Source organism: Paralimibaculum aggregatum (assembly GCF_030270585.1).
GTDB classification, from domain to species: Bacteria; Pseudomonadota; Alphaproteobacteria; order Rhodobacterales; family Rhodobacteraceae; genus Thermohalobaculum; species Thermohalobaculum aggregatum.
Genome location: NZ_BSYI01000006.1, coordinates 106,581 through 120,084 on the forward strand (window position 1 = coordinate 106,581; position 13,504 = coordinate 120,084).

Genomic DNA, 13,504 nt, shown 5'->3' on the forward strand with positions numbered 1-13,504 from the left:
GCCTCAATCCTCCGGCGCGGTGCCGGGCGGCGGCGCGGGCAGGGCGCCGGAGGCCACCAGCAGCGCCTCGGCCATGCGGTCGAAGGCCACCACCGAGCGGGCGAGGTCGTAGCGTTCGGCCACCCGCGCGCGCCCCGCCGCCGAGAGCGCCTCGCGCCGCGCCGGGTCGTCGATCAGCGCGCGCAATGCGGTGTGGATCGCCTCGGCCTGCGGCGCCTCGAGCAGGATGCCGGCATCGCCCACCACCTCGATGAAGCCGCTTGCACGGGAGGCCACCACCGCCGCGCCGCTCGCCATCGCCTCCACCGCGACGCGGCCGAAGCTCTCCTCGCCCTGCGTCGGCGCCACCGCGATCGCCGCCTGCGCCATCCAGCGGCGGACCTGCTCGTGGCGGGCATCCTCGACGATCTCGACCCGGTCGCCGGCGCGGGCCAGCACCCGGTGCACCTCGGCGGCATAGTCGGCATGGTCCGGCGAGGAGGCGATGATGAACACCGCGCGCCAGTCCGGCCGCTCGGCCAGCACGGCCTCGATGCCGAGCGCCGCCTCCAGCACGCCCTTCTCCGGCGCCAGCCGCCCGGCGAAGAGCAGGATCGGCGATTTCTCCGGTGCCGGCGACCAGAGCCGGCTGTCGACGCCGTTCGGCGTCACCCAGACCGGCGGCTTCAGCCCGGGCCAGTGCGCCTCGAAGCTCTCGCGGCAGCGCTGGGAGACGAAGGCGATCGCCGAGAGGCGGTTGAAGACCCGCCGCTTCCACCAGCCCGAGACGAAGTTGCGCGGCGGGTTCTGGAAGTTGTGCCGCACCAGTGCCACCGGCACCTGGCGGAACCGCGCGGCGAGGCGCGCCGCGGTGGGCAGGTGCTGATGCGCGACGATCAGGTCCGGCTTCTCCGCTTCGAGCAGCCGCTCGAGATGGCCCTTGGAGCGGCCCTGCGGCCAGAACCGCGTGCGGACATCGGTGAAGGGCGCCTCCACCTCCTCGGCGAAGACGGTGATGTTTGCGCGGAACCCGCTCCAGCGGGCGGTCTCGTGGATGTGCAGGTCGATCGAGGTCGCGGCGGTGGGGGAGAAGCGCATGTTTCGCGGCGCGACGAGCGCGATCCGCGGGCGTTCCGCCTCCGCGGCGGGCGGGCCGGCCGTGTCGGGCGCTGCGGCGGCATCGGGGCGCGCCATCAGCACGCGGCCGCCCTTCGCGCCGGGGCCCGGACCGGGCTCGGGGCCACGCCGCGCACGCCCGGCGCAGCGGCGGGGTGCGGCGAGCCAGGCTCGGCGGCTGGGTGCGCGTGCGGCGGCATGTTCATTGTCTCGCCCTGCCCGATGCATCGCTGCGGCGGTGCGGAAGCAGTTGAGGCCGCCCCGGCCCCGCTGTCAACCGCCCGGCTGCCGCCGGTGCGCCCTGGTGCGTGCCGTCGCGGCGCGGCGCGGTTGCGCGGTCTCCGGGGCGGAGAGCTCATTCCTTGCGGCCCAGGAAGAGATGCGAGCGGAACGGCCCGTCGCGCCCGGCGGCGAAGTCCTCCTGCACTTCGAGCGGCGCCATGCCGCACTCCGACATCAGGCGGAACACCTCGGGCTGCGGCAGCGCATGCATCTCCATCGCGCCGGAGCCGGTCTTGAGATCCTCGGCGAAGCCGTAGCGGTAGTGCCGGGCATAGGTCACCACCTGGAAGAGCGCGAGGCCGCCGGTGGCCAGCCCGCCGAAGATCTGCGCCAGGATCGCGCATTGCACCGGCGGCGGGTTGTGCTGCAGCACCAGCCGCGAGAAGGCGAAGTCGTAGTCCTCCAGCCCGGCATAGTCCTCCACCGCCGCAACCCGGCGCAGCGTGACGTTGTCGATTCCGGCGGCGGCGAGCTCGCGCTCGGCCACCGCGAGATGCGTGGCGGAGATGTCGAGCCCGGTGACATGGGCGAAGCGCCGCGCCAGCGCCCGCGTGGCGCGGCCGACGCCGCAGCCGATCTCCACCGCGCGCATGCCGTCCGGGGCGGGGTTGCCGACGCGCTCGAGCGCGGCATCCACCAGCACCCCCTCGACCTCCGCCGTGGCCTCGAAGGCGGCGCGGTTCTCCTCGAGGCTCTCGGGCCGGAAGAGATCATGGGTCAGCACCGACCAGTGCGCCGCGGTCTCGCCCATGGCGCGCCAGCTCTCCTCGACGCGGGCCCAGAGCTGGCTGGCCTGCGGCCCCTCGGCGCGGGTCTCCACCGGCCCCATCTCGGGCAGGATGCCGCGGGCCAGCATCAGCGGCACGGTGCCGGGGCGCTCGTCCGGATGCTTGGCGTGGTCCTCGTCCGAGGGCGTCTCCGGCGCGGCGACGACCCGGCGGGTCAGGTCCTCGGCGGCGAGCTGGGCGAACTGGGTGGCGAACTCGCGGCTCTTCAGCAGCGTGCGGCGCAGCGCCGCCTCGCTCTCGTAGCGCTGATGGAAGGCGAGCACCTCGGGGGTCTCGGGCTCCCGCCCGAGGATCAGGCGGAAGGCATCGCGCACCTCCCGCTCCGACAGGATCGCCTCTTGCGCCAACATCGGTGTCTCCTTCGCCGCTGACAGTCAGCGGACCTCTAGCCCTTCGCCGGGCCAAGCTCAATCGCGCGCGGCAGCGATCGCCGCCGCGGCGCTCTCTCGGAAACTTGATACAGTGAACTTTACACCGGCGCAAATTCGTGTAGCGTGAGTCCGACACCCTTTTTGTACGATTCCCGGGGATGCGGGCCGAAACACATGTACATGCACAACCAGAAGACCAGCGAAGCCGATGTCCAGGCGCTGCGTCGGGCCGGCGGCCAGTGGCTCAAGGCGCTTCGCAACAAGCGCAACCTGTCGCAGCGCGAGCTCGCCACGGCGGTGGGCGCGGAGTACTACACCTTCATCTCCCAGCTGGAGAACGGCCGTGGCCGCATCCCGCCGGACCGCTACAACCAGTGGGCCGAGGCGCTGGGTGTGCCCGTTTGGACTCTTGTCTTCAACATTATGCGCTTCTATGACCCGGTGACCTTCGAAATCCTGTTTGGCAAGGACGGCGAATACGCTAATCAGGCGGAGCGGTTCGAGATCCTGTCCTGAGGGTCGGAACGTCGTGTCGGCAGGCCCCGGGCCCCGCATGGCGGCCGAGGGGACGGACCGGCGGACGCGACGTGGCGGCCGGGGCCTTGCGGCCCGGGGCGTGACGACGAGAGACCTGAAGGCCGACGACATACAGGCTAGACCATAGGGGGCCCGGATGACCGCATCGCTCGTTTCGCTGTTCCAGGCTCGGCATGGTTGGACCAACGAGGAGCGGGCCCAGTTTGCCCGCATCGAGCGCATCCTCGAGGATGCCGGCTTCGCGGTGGATGTCGAGCACGGGCTTTCCGACGAGGGCGAGCCCTGGTGCGTCTTCTGTTCGGCGATCACCGGCGACGTGATCATCCATGTCGCCTGCATCGACGGCCGCTTCATGTTCGACAGCACCACGCTGCCGCGGCCGATCGAGGGTGCCAGCTTCCAGCGCTGCGCCGAGCGCTTCTTCGAGGACGTGTCGCTGCCGATGCCGCTGTCCGATCGCAAGGGCCGCGTCTACATGCATCCCGCCTCGCTGCTCGCGAGCCTCTTCATCACCGTGCTGCTCTATGCGCAGGCGACGACCGAGGTGCCGCTGTTCGAGGCCGACGCGGTGGATGCCGACGATCCGGACGCCCCGGTCACCGCGGCGAATCCCTTCGCGATCAAGCTGAAGGCGCTGGCGCAGCAGGTGGCGGAGTTCGCCCATTCCTCCGAGAGCGGCGGCAACCAGCAGGGCCAGGGCTATGTGAACCCGGCGCTGGCGGCGATTCCGGCGGGCATGGCGCTCGCGGTGATCGCGATCGCGCAGGATCTCGCCCATGCCGAGCAGACGGGCCAGTTCCTCGAGGATGACGAGACGCTGCTGGCGCTCGAGAATCGCAGGGCGGAGGAGGAGACCCCGGTCGTCGCCGTCGCCGATGCCGAGACCGACCCCGCCGCGGAGGACGACCAGCAATCGCGCCTGCATGCGGATCTCGCGGCGCTGAGCGGCGCCGAGCAGGCCGAGGCCGAGGCCGAGGATGCGAGCGCGCGAGCCATGGCGCTCAGCGAGGCGGCGGATCTCGAGATCGACGCGATGCTGACGGGGCTTGCCGAGATGTCGGAGGCGGCGGGCTCGATGCTCGCGGCGATCATGCCCTCGGCGGCCTTCGATCTCTTCTCCACGCTGGCCGACGAGACCCGTATCGCCGAGGCCGGCGACGGCGGCACCGCGGAGGGCTCGCTCTCCGACAGCATCGGGGGCGAGCTGTTCCAGCTCTTTGCCGAGCTGCCCGGTGTCCAGTTTCTCGAGAGCCTCGCCTATGCCATGGGCGAGCGGGTGGTCGAGATCGAGGTGGTGCTGCTGACCGAGCCGGTCTTCGCCCGCTTCGAGGCGGCGCTGCTGGAGCAGATCTCGGGCGACACCGATCTGGCGCTTGCCGATGCGATCGACGGGGTGGTGGTCGATGACCTCGATACGCCCCTGCAGGGAACCGACGATGCCGTCAGCGGCGGCGACGGCGCCCATGCCGGCGGCCACGGCGTCATGCCCGGCCAGTATGCGGGCGGCGGTCTGGCGCGGCCCGAGCCGCTCGACAGCGACCGGGTGGTCTCGGTCGACGAGGCCAAGGCGCTGGTCTTCGAGTTCATGGAGGCGGTGGGCGACACCGGCATCTTCACGGCCGACGGCAAGTCGGTCGCCGGCGCCGAGGATCTCGACGACCTGATCGAGGGCCTGCTGGCCAGCGGGCACGACACCACCTTCTTCGACGGCTCGCTCTACGAGCGCGGCAGCGTGAATTTCGGCTCGCAGAACCTGCATGCCGAGTACATCTATCTCGAGGACAACACCAAGCTGACCTTCTACAGCCACGCGGCGGATTTCGACGGCTTCGTCTGAGCCGTCGCGCCGCCGCACCAAGCCCCGTCCGGACCGCGCAGCCTGCATGCCCAGCGATGACAAAGCGGTGCTCCGAGTGCAGCGCCCCGACATGGCGACCCGGCTCGCCGCCGGCGCCCCGTCTGCGGGCGCGGGTGGCGGCGCATCCTCGCCGCAGGCCCGTTCCGGCCCGGCGCCCCAACCCAGCCCGGAGGCCAAACGGTTGAACCCCTTCAAGCGGCTCGAGCGCTACTTCTCCGCCTTCTTCAAGCTCGGGCGGCTGGCGCGCACCACCAAGGCCACGGCGCACAGCATCTCGGTGATCGAGCCGCGCATCGACGGGCTGACCCAGGATCTCTACGAGATCGGCGACATGGTGCGCCGGGTCGAGGGCGAGACGCGGGCGCTGCGCGACGGCGTCTCCGGCACCCAGAACGGCACGCGGCTCGATGCGGTGGAGCGCCAGCTCGACGCGCTGCAGGGCCGGATGGACAGCTTCGAGCAGTGGATGCAGTCGGCCGAGCCGCATCTCGCGGCGCTGGAGAGCCTGTCGGGCCGGCTCGCCGCCTATGAGCGCTATTTCTATCGGCTCGAGGAGGCGTTCCGCGACGCCAAGGAGACCAATTCGCGCCGGCTCGACGATCTCGAGGGCGAGATGTCCGCGCATATCCGCCCCGGCACCGAGCGGGCGGTGCGCGAGGCGACGCGCGCCACTGCCGAGATCGCCCAGGCCGGGCGCGCCTATGCCGAGCTGACCCGGCGGATCGACCTGATGCGCTTCCGCGGCGCCTCTGAGGCGGCCGGGGACACGCCCCCGGCCGAGGCGAGGCCGCCGCGCGAGGGGCTCGAGGCGCTGCTCGATGCCTTCTACGGCCGGCTCGAGGACCGCTATCGCGGTTCGCGCGAGGAGATCCGACGCCGCCTCACGGTCTATCTGCCGGATCTCGCCCGCGCCGCCGAGGCGACCGGCGGCAAGCCGGTGCTCGATCTCGGCTGCGGCCGCGGCGAATGGCTCGAGGTGGTGCGCGAGGCCGGGCATCCGGGCCGCGGCATCGACCTCAACCCGGTGCAGATCGCCGAGGCCAGGGCGGCGGGGCTCGATGTCGAGGTCGGCGATGCGCTGAAGGCGCTGGCCGAGGCGCCGGACGACAGCTTCTCCGCGATCACGGCGCATCACCTGATCGAGCACCTGCCCTTCGAGAGCGTGACCTGGATGACCCGCGAGGCGCTGCGCGCGCTGGCGCCCGGCGGCGTGCTGATCTACGAGACGCCGAACTGCCACAACCTGATCGTCGGCGCGCGCACCTTCAACATCGACCCGACGCACAACAAGCCGCTGCCTTCGGAGCTGCTCTCGGTGCTGCTCGACAGCGTCGGCTTCCACCCGGTGGAGATGCGCCCGCTGCATCCCTCCGAGACGCTCGACAGCTTCACCCGAGACAACCGCGCCGATCCCTACCTGGCGGAGCTGCTGTTCGGCCCGCAGGACCTCGCCGCCATCGCCACCAAGCCGGGACTCGGCTGATGCGCGTCGGCGTGGTGACGACCCAGGCGCCGTTCATCATCGGCGGCGCCGAGCGGCACTCGGCCAATCTCGTGGCGGCGCTGAAGGCGCGCGGGCACGAGGCGGTGGAGATCTCGATCCCCTACAAGTGGTATCCCGGCAGCGCGCTGGTCGATCATGTGCTGGCCGCCAAGCTGATCGACCTTGCCGATCTCGGCTATCCGGTGGACATGATGGTCGGGCTGAAGTTCCCCGCCTATCTGGCGCGCCATCCGAACCGGGTGTTCTGGATCCTGCACCAGCACCGCCAGGCCTATGACATCTGGGAGGCCGGCACCTCCGAGCTGCAGCGCGACCCGGACGGCGCCGCGGTGCGCGAGCTGATCCGCGCCGAGGACCGGGCGGCGATCGGCGCGCCGGGGGCACGGGTCTATGCCAACAGCCGCAACGTGGCGGACCGGCTGCAGCGCTATCTCGGGATCGGCTCGACGCCGCTCTACCATCCGCCGCCGAATGCCAGGCGGCTGCGCCAGGGCGGCTTCGGAGACTATCTCTACGCGCCCTCGCGGCTCGGGCCGAACAAGCGCCAGCGGCTGATGATCGAGGCGCTGCCGCATGCGCCGGGGGTGCGGCTCAAGCTGGCCGGACCGCCGGATGCGCCGGGCTATGACGACGAGCTGCGCCAGCTCGCCCGCGATCTCGGGGTCGAGGACCGCTGCGAGGTGCTCGGCGCGGTGAGCGATGCCGAGATGATCCGGCTCTATGCCGAGTGCCGGGCGGTGGTCTTCGTGCCGATCGACGAGGATTACGGCTACATCACGCTCGAGGCGATGCTCTCGGGCAAGCCGGTGGTCACGGCGCATGATTCGGGCGGGCCGCTCGAGTTCATCCGCGACGGCCAGGAGGGCTGGGTGGTGGCGCCGGAGCCGGCGGCGCTGGGGGCAGCGTTCTGCCGCGCCATGGAGGCCGATGCCGAGGCCATGGGCTCCGCCGCCCGCGCCGCCTATCACGACAAGCGCATCGGCTGGGACGCTGTGGTCGAGACGCTGACCGGCGAGCCCCTGCCGCATCCCGCCGAGCCGGAGGAGGGCGCCGAGCCCGCGTCGCTCGCCGTGCCCCCCTCTGGTGAGACCCGCAGCGTCGATGACCGGGCGGAGACGGGCGCGATCGCCGCCGCCGTCGCGCCGCCGATGCCGGAGCATCTGCCCTTCGCCAGCCTCGATGCGCTGCTCGAAGCCTATGACTTCGGCACCTATCCCGGCGAATGGGCGGCGCATGAGCCGCTGCACCGGCCCTATTTCCAGAGCCACTGGCAGCGCTACTGCTCGACCCTCGCATTGCTCGAGGGGCTCTCGCCCCGCGCCGTGCTCGATATCGGCATCGTGCCGCCCTTCCTCTTTCAGGGGCTGCTGGCGGCGGCGCTCCCCGAGGCGGAGATCGACGGCATCTGGTCCGACCCCCGCCCCCATGCCCAGCAGGTGCGGGCCAGGGCCGAGCCGGGGCGCGACCTCACGATCCGCCTGCATCCGGCGGATGTCGAGCGCGACGCCCTGCCGGTGGAGAGCGCGAGCCGCGACCTGGTGCTTGCCATGGAGATCCTCGAGCATCTCGCCATCGACCCGCTGTTCTTCCTCGAGGAGGCGGCGCGGGTGCTGCGCCCGGGCGGGCATGTCCTCGTCACCACGCCCAACATCGCGAGCCACCGCAACGCATTGAAGGCGCTGCGCGGCGAGGCGCCGCAGAGCTTCGGCCTCTTCGTGCCGGTCGGCGGGGTGCATGGCCGGCACAACCGGGAATACGTGCCGCGCGAGGTCGCGGCGCTCGGCGAGGCGGCGGGCTTCGAGACCGTGCGGCTGACCACGGCGGATGTCTATGACCGCCGGGTCGAGCCGGAGGCGGCGGCGCTGCTCGGGCCCCGCGGCGATCTGCATCTGCGCGGCGAGACGATCTTCTGGCTCGGCCGCAAGGCGGGCAGCCCGGGCCCGGTGCCGGCGGCGGTCTATCACGGCGATCCGCGCGCGCTCACCGGGCGGCTGGTGGCGGAGAGCCGGGCGGGCTCCAGCGTGACGCTTCGCGCCGAGAACCACGCCCGCAGCGCCTGGCCGGCCGACGGGCAGGGGGCGGTCAGCCTCTGTCTCGACTGGGCCGATGCGCGGCACCGGCTGGTGCATCAGGGCGCGCAGCTCGCGCTGCCGGGAGCCGCGCCGGGCGCGGCCGCGCGGCTCGCGCTCGATCTCGCCGGCAGCGGCGCGCCGGGCTGGCTGACGGCCGGGCTGTTCCAGGGCGGCGCCGGGCGCTTTGCCGGGGCCGGGCGCGCCAACACGGTCACCCTTGCCTGCCCGGAGGACGCCTTCCTGCGCCTCGCCGGCGCCGCTCCGAACCCGGCGGCATGAGCCGGCCGCGGTTCCACTGGGTCGGCCCGCTGCCGCCGGCGCGGACCGATATCGCGCATTACACCGCCCGCATCCTGCCGGCGCTGGCCGCCCGTGCCGAGGTGGTGCTCTGGACCGATGCCGAGGACTGGGACCCCGCCCTCGAGGCCCATGCGACGGTGCGCCGCTACGACCCGCATACCGATTTCCCGATGCCGCTGGACGGGCTGCCGCCGGTCGACGGGCCGGAGATCCCGGTCTTCCAGATCGGCAATTCCTGGCTGTTCCACACCGGGCCGCTGCTGCTCGCGCGCCGGGTGCCCGGCATCGTGATGCTGCACGACATCGCGATCCAGGACCTGCTGCGCGGCATGATCGAGCATGGCCATCTGTCCCCCGGGCTCTACCGCGCCGAGATGGCGCGTCGCCACGGCGAGGCCGGGGCGCGGGCAGCAGAGGAGGTGCTGGCCGACCGGCTGCGCCCGCACGAGGCGGCGGTGCGATTCCCGCTCTTCGAGATCGCGCTGCCGAAGGCGGTGGCGGCGCTCAGCCACACCCCGGCCGGCGAGGCGGCGATCGCGCGCAGCGGCCTGGTGCCGGCCTACGGGCTCGACCTGCCCTTCGCGCCGGGGGCCGAGCGGCCGGCGGCGCGCGCGGCGGACGGCCCGCTCCGGCTCGTGCAGTTCGGCTACCTCGCCCCGAATCGCCGGCTCGACCAGGTACTCGAGGCGCTGGCCAGCCTGCGCGACCGGGTGGATTTCCGGCTCGAGGTTTTCGGCACGCTCTGGGACGAGGCGCATGTCCGCGGCAAGATCGCCGAGTTGCGGCTGGCCGACCGGGTGGAGCTTCGCGGCTTCGCGGCGGAGGCCGAGCTCGACGCGGCGCTGGCGGCGGCGCATCTGGTGTTCAACCTGCGCTACCCGACGATGGGCGAGGCCTCGGGCTCGCAGCTGCGGATCTGGGCGGCCTCGGCGGCGGCGGCGGTGAGCGATACCGGCTGGTATCGCGACCTGCCGGCGGAGAGCGTCTTGCGCATCCCCATCGAGGGCGAGGTGGCGGCGCTGTCGGCGCTCGTCGCGGAGATCGACGCCGATCGCGCCCGCGGCGCGGCGGTCGGGGCGGCGGGCCGGGCGCGGCTCATCGCCCGCCACACGCCCGAACGCTATGCCGAGGGGCTGCTCGAGGCCGCGGCGCGCTACGAGCGGGACGCGCGCGACGCGCTCCTTGCCGCCCGCGCCGGACGGCTGCTGGGCGACACCGCGCGCACGCGGCTGGCCACCGACCGGCTCGCCCGCCTGCTCGAGACCGGCTGAACGCGCGCGGAACGTGGGCGTCGGGCATGGCCCGTTCCCGATGCCGGCTCGCTCCCGCCCGCCCGCGGCGCCGCGCGCCGCGTGAACGGCCGGCCAACGCACCGAGCCGGTAGGGCCCCGATGGCACCCGCCAGCCATGACCGAGAAGCCAGTCGCAGGCCGGGTCAGTACGGTGAGGCCGGCACCGTTGAGGCCCGTTCGCAGCCCGTCCCGGTCGGTGGCGTCTTTCGGGCTGCCCAGGGGCCAGGCCAGAAGCTCTCCGAGGGCAGCAAGGCGCCGGCTGGAGAGGCGATCCGGGCCGCCGATTAATATCGCTGCGGGGGCTCCGGATCTTTCCAAGCCTCTGGCGGGCCGAGAACCGCCAGAGGCCACGCGTGATTCCGCCTCGAGTTCGGGCCGGGCATGGCCATCATCTCCCATGTCGTGGCGTGGCCGGGAAATGCCTGGCGGCGCGATGCCTGCAAGTCCGCCGCCCCATCACGATCAAAGATGTCGGTTCGATGCATGGCTGGCTCCACCATCACCCCGAGGGAGGCGGCCGCGATGCGGCGCCTGCCCCCATCACCATCATGTCGCCCGCGACGCCGCGCGGGCCGCAGCTCGCAGGGCTCGCCTCATGCCCCGCGTGTTTGCGGGATTGGGGGACAGGATACCGGTCGTTGAAGCGGCGCCGGGCGGTCGATGGAGCCCATGTGGGGGAGCGCGTTCATCCCCCATAAAGGTCGATTCAGTCCGGTCGGCACTCTGCCCCAGAGCCGGCAAAAAGGGGCCGATCAGCGGCCACTCCGTGCCAGCCAGATCGCTTGCGCAGCCTTGAAGGCGCCGGCTGGCCTCTGGCGGGGTGTCGGACATTCCGGCCGAGTTGGTGGTGCAAGCGGGGTGGCCGTCGAGGGGCATGACCGGGGGAGTTTGGCCGCCAACATTTCCGTCGCACGGCGGAGCCCGTCGATGCCCTTACGGCCGAGAGCCAGCGCCACACATCTTCCGGGTTGCTCACCAAATCAGACTGCGCGCCAGGAACCCGGTGGAGCGGAACATGCGCGAGCTTTCGCGGCGCATCTGCTCGGTCGGAGTGTTCGCGGACGGTGGGGCCGCCTCGCCTTGGCGGGAGCGCTACGGCTCCGCATCATCGGACCCCGAAGGTCCCTGCGGCGAGGCACGGGCATGGACCCGCAGTAGATCGTCAGGGCTAGGGTCGCCGTCTCCCGAGCAATCTGCGAAGGAGGTCGGAGACGACCGATCCATCAGCCACCAGATCCGTTGCCGCGATGATCGAACGGCACGCCGGACCCGCTCCAAGGCACCGGATGCGCACGGCGCCGTCGGCTCTGTGGCGGTGGCAGCCGGACGCACGGGATCGCGACACTGATGCGCTGGGGCGGGGCGTCAGCCCATGACGGCCCGGCTGCGTCCATGCCGGGCACGTCTTTGCGCCGACGCTCTGGCCCGGTGAGGTGGTGATCTTGGATAACCTTGCGCGCCACAAGGGCCGGGGCGTCCGCGATGTCACCTAGGCCGCTGGCGCGCGGCTGCACGTCCCGCCGCTCCGCAGCCAATCCCATCGAGGCAATGCTCGCGCAACCTAAGGCGCCGCTGCAATGGGCCGCCGCCCCGGATCGCGCGGTGTTCCCGATGCTGCGCCGGCTAGCGAATGCCGGCGCAGGGCGAGCTAGACGGCCGGGAGGGCGGCGCTGCCGCGGGCCGGGACGAACCGGGCCTGACAGGTGCAGGATCGGAAGGGAAAGACGCCACGGGGCCTGGGCGCTCAGCGCAGCAGCCCGGCGCGCGCGGCGGCGGCGACGGCCATCCGGTCGCCCTTGATGTGCAGCGTGCCGGCGGCCTCTTCCGGCGCGAGCCAGACCGGGGTGTGGCCCGGCTCGCGCGGCGGCCCCAGCCGTGCGACCGCGCGGGCGAGATAGATCGCCTGCACCTTGCGTGCCCAGTACTCGTAGTCCCAGAGCCAGACATAGCGCTGGAAGGCCGCGACCCGGCGCGGCAGCCCGCCATCGGGCCCGGCGATGCGCCAGCCGGTCTCCTCGATCACCTCGCGGTGCAGCGCGGCGATCGGGCTCTCGCCCGGATCGATGCCGCCGCCGGGCAGCTGCAGCTCGCCCGCCTGCCAGACGCAGAGCAGCCGCCCCCGCCGCAGGATCAGCCCGTAGGCCCCCTGCCGGTCGCGGTAGCGCACCCCGTTCCGCACCTGCTCGCCGATCCGCCGCATGGCCGCTCCGTGCCATGGACGGGCCGCGCATGCAAACCCGTTTGCATGGCACCGGCGGAATCGCGTAAGGGCGCGGTGGCCCAGCCCGGGCGAGAAAGCGAGGTGCCATGACCGATCCCGTCGCCGAGGCCCCCCGGGGCGATGACAGCCTGATCCCGTTCCAGCTCGAGCGCCCGCAGATCCGCGGCCGCTTCCTGCGGCTCGACCGCACGCTGCAGACCATCCTGACCCAGCATGCCTATCCGCCGGCGGTCTCGGCGCTGGTGGCCGAGGCGGCGCTGCTGACCGGGCTGATCGGGCAGGCGATCAAGCTGCGCTGGCGCTTCTCGCTGCAGGTCCGGGCCGAGGGGCCGGTGCGGCTGATCGCGACCGACTATTTCGCGCCGGAGGCCGAGGGCGCGCCCGGCCGGATGCGCGCCTATGCCCGCTTCGATGCCGCGGAGCTGGCCGCTGCCGGCAGCACGCCGGGCGACCTGCTCGGCGGCGGGGTGCTGGGCGTGACCATCGACCAGGGCCGCGACATGGCGCCCTATCAGGGCATCACGCCGCTCACCGGGGGCACGCTCACCGAGGCGGCGGAGACCTATTTCGCCCAGTCCGAGCAGCTCGCGACGCGCTTTCTCGTGCTCTCGGCGGCGGCGCAGGCGCCGGGCGGCTCGGTCGGCTGGCGCGGCGCCGGGCTGATGCTGCAGCTGCTGCCCGAGGCGGCGCCCGGGCAGGCGCCGGATGCGCCCACCGGCGAGGAGGGGCTGATGACCGCCGACGATGTCGCCGCCATGGGCAGCCGCGAGGACGACTGGGCGCGGGTCAACATCCTCGCCGCCACCGTCGAGGAGCACGAGATGATCGGCCCGCATGTGACGCCGGTGCAGGTGCTCACGCGGCTGTTCCACGAGGAACGCGCGCGGGTCTTCGCGCCGCAGGCGGTGCGCTTCGGCTGCACCTGCTCGGCCGAGCGCGTCCGGGCGGCGATGGCGATGTATTCCGACAAGGACATCGCGAGCATGACCGATGCGAGCGGTGCGGTGACGGCGGATTGCCAGTTCTGCTCGGCGCACTACCGGTTCGACCCGGGCGAGCTCGGCTTCGAGGCGGAGGCTCGGCGCGGCGGCGGCTGAACGGCGGAGGGCGCGCCGCCTGCGGGTGCCGCGGGCAGCCGGGCCGCGCGCCGCCCGCCGGATCGGAGCGCCCGCGCTCCCCGCGCG

The 13,504-nt window shown here is 72.6% G+C and carries 9 protein-coding genes; 6 read left to right on the top strand and 3 right to left on the bottom strand.

Going from position 1 to position 13,504, the window contains the following annotated elements:
* Positions 1–3: 3 nt before the first annotated feature.
* On the bottom strand, positions 4–1,173 hold the full coding sequence (locus QSJ97_RS05345) for a glycosyltransferase family 4 protein (RefSeq protein ID WP_285670671.1): 1,170 nt from the start codon (positions 1,171–1,173) through the stop codon (positions 4–6).
* A gap of 277 nt (positions 1,174–1,450) precedes the next feature.
* Positions 1,451–2,515, bottom strand: a complete 1,065-nt coding sequence (locus tag QSJ97_RS05350) for a methyltransferase domain-containing protein (protein ID WP_285670597.1) — start codon at positions 2,513–2,515, stop codon at positions 1,451–1,453.
* A gap of 201 nt (positions 2,516–2,716) precedes the next feature.
* Here QSJ97_RS05350 and QSJ97_RS05355 point away from each other — a divergent pair, with 201 nt between their 5' ends.
* The 5 genes from QSJ97_RS05355 (at position 2,717) to QSJ97_RS05375 (ending at position 10,078) form a co-directional block, all read left to right on the top strand.
* A complete protein-coding gene (locus tag QSJ97_RS05355) occupies positions 2,717–3,052 on the top strand; it encodes a helix-turn-helix domain-containing protein (RefSeq protein ID WP_285670599.1) in 336 nt (111 codons plus the stop codon).
* Between the two features lie 157 nt (positions 3,053–3,209).
* A complete protein-coding gene (locus QSJ97_RS05360; protein WP_285670601.1) occupies positions 3,210–4,910 on the top strand; it encodes a hypothetical protein in 1,701 nt (566 codons plus the stop codon).
* 202 nt (positions 4,911–5,112) lie between these two features.
* Positions 5,113–6,414 (top strand): class I SAM-dependent methyltransferase, encoded by a 1,302-nt coding sequence (locus QSJ97_RS05365; protein ID WP_285670602.1) that lies wholly within the window; start codon positions 5,113–5,115, stop codon positions 6,412–6,414.
* Positions 6,414–8,786: a glycosyltransferase gene (locus QSJ97_RS05370; protein WP_285670603.1), complete on the top strand. Its 2,373-nt coding sequence runs from the start codon at positions 6,414–6,416 to the stop codon at positions 8,784–8,786. Before QSJ97_RS05365 ends, QSJ97_RS05370 begins: the two co-directional genes overlap by 1 nt.
* Positions 8,783–10,078: a glycosyltransferase family protein gene (locus QSJ97_RS05375; RefSeq protein ID WP_285670605.1), complete on the top strand. Its 1,296-nt coding sequence runs from the start codon at positions 8,783–8,785 to the stop codon at positions 10,076–10,078. The genes QSJ97_RS05370 and QSJ97_RS05375 overlap by 4 nt, the downstream gene beginning before the upstream one ends.
* A 1,765-nt stretch (positions 10,079–11,843) precedes the next feature.
* On the opposite strand, the gene QSJ97_RS05380 is transcribed toward QSJ97_RS05375, so the two are convergent.
* Positions 11,844–12,299, bottom strand: a complete 456-nt coding sequence (locus QSJ97_RS05380) for an NUDIX domain-containing protein (RefSeq protein WP_285670607.1) — start codon at positions 12,297–12,299, stop codon at positions 11,844–11,846.
* A 107-nt stretch (positions 12,300–12,406) separates the two neighbouring features.
* Between QSJ97_RS05380 and hslO the strand changes: the two genes are divergently transcribed.
* The gene (gene hslO, locus QSJ97_RS05385; protein WP_285670609.1) at positions 12,407–13,417 is read left to right on the top strand and encodes an Hsp33 family molecular chaperone HslO; all 1,011 of its coding nucleotides are present in this window, start codon (positions 12,407–12,409) and stop codon (positions 13,415–13,417) included.
* Positions 13,418–13,504: the final 87 nt, after the last annotated feature.